The organism is Roseicyclus sp., from assembly GCF_965662675.1.
GTDB lineage: Bacteria > Pseudomonadota > Alphaproteobacteria > Rhodobacterales > Rhodobacteraceae > Roseicyclus.
Genome location: NZ_CBFIIK010000189.1, coordinates 1 through 1,489 on the forward strand (window position 1 = coordinate 1; position 1,489 = coordinate 1,489).

Here is a 1,489-nt window from a genome sequence, read left to right on the forward strand (position 1 = left end):
GCCCAAGGTCTATCGCGGCGGCAACACGCGCCACACCCGCAACCTGCGTTGCGCCCATGACGAGGGCAACGAGATCTTGACCGGCCCATACCCCGAGGACGAGTTCTGGGATGATCTGATGCGCGTCACGGGCGGCGAGACCGACCCGGAACTGGCCCGGCTGACCATCGCGGAATCAAAGACCTTGTGGGATTGGATGAACGGGGTGGGGGTGCGGTTCCAGCAGCCCTTGGGCGGCACGCTGAACCTTGGGCGGACCAATGCGTTCTTCCTTGGCGGTGGGCGCGCGATGCTGAACGCGCTGTGCGACACCGCCGAAAAGATGGGTGTCGAGATCCGCTACGACACTAGCGCCACGGCGCTTGATATCGAAGACGGCTTTTTCAAATCAGCCACCATCGAGGGGCCAGAGGGGCGCGAGGTGATCCATGCCCGCGCTTTGGTGACGGCGGCGGGCGGGTTCGAGGCGAATATCGAATGGCTCAAGGAATATTGGGGCGAGCGGGCCGAGAATTTCCTGATCCGCGGCACGCCCAACAACCGCGGCACGATTCTGCGGATGCTGCTGGATGCGGGGGTGGAGCCCGTGGGCGACCCGACGCAATGCCATGCGGTGGCGATCGACGCGCGCTCGCCGCAGTTCGACGGCGGCATCGTCACGCGGCTGGATTGCATCATCTTCGGCGTGGTGCTGAACAACCGTTGCGAGCGCTTCTATGACGAGGGCGAGGATTTCTGGCCCAAGCGCTATGCGATCTGGGGCCGGCTTGTCGCCGATCAGCCCGATCAGATCGCGTGGATCGTGTTCGACGAAAAGGCGGTGGGCCGTTTCATGCCGTCCGTCTATCCGGCGATCTCGGCCCCGACGCTCGAAGGCTTGGCCGAAAAGCTGGGGCTTGATCCATCGGCCTTTGCCGCCGAGATCGGGCGTTTCAACGCCGCGGTCGTCGATGGCGATTTCAATACCGAGATCCACGATGATTGCCGGACCGAAGGCATCACGCCGCCCAAATCGCATTGGGCGCGCCGCATCGATCAAGCGCCCTTTCACGCCTACCCCGTGCGCCCCGGCATCACCTTTACCTATCTGGGAACCCGCGTGAACCGCGAGGCGCGCGTCTTGATGCAGGGCGGGCGCCCCAGCGCCAATATCTATGCCGCGGGCGAGATCATGGCGGGCAATGTGCTGGGGCGCGGCTATCTGGCGGGGATCGGCATGACAATCGGCGCCGTTTTCGGGCGCTTGGCAGGAGAGGGGGCGGCGCGCCATGTTGGGAACTGATCTGCAGCAAGAGGCCGAGCGCCAGATCGTCATCTGCAACGCCTGCCGTTATTGCGAGGGGATCTGCGCGGTCTTCCCCGCGCTGCAGATGCAGCGCAGTTTCGTGGCGGGCGACATCGATTACTTCGCCAATCTCTGCCATGATTGCGGGGCTTGCTATCACGATTGCCAATTCTCGCCGCCGCATGAGTTTGCGATCAACCTGCC

1 protein-coding gene and 1 pseudogene are annotated in these 1,489 nt (G+C 64.0%); both read left to right on the plus strand.

The window, feature by feature from the left end; genetic code table 11:
• The coding region (tcuA, locus tag ACTG4J_RS15380) for an FAD-dependent tricarballylate dehydrogenase TcuA (protein WP_439140608.1) at positions 1 to 1,282 on the plus strand (1,282 nt) is incomplete at its 5' end.
• Positions 1,269 to 1,489 (plus strand): annotated as a pseudogene (gene tcuB, locus ACTG4J_RS15385) (tricarballylate utilization protein TcuB); the annotation flags it as partial. The gene tcuA and the pseudogene tcuB, both read left to right, overlap by 14 nt.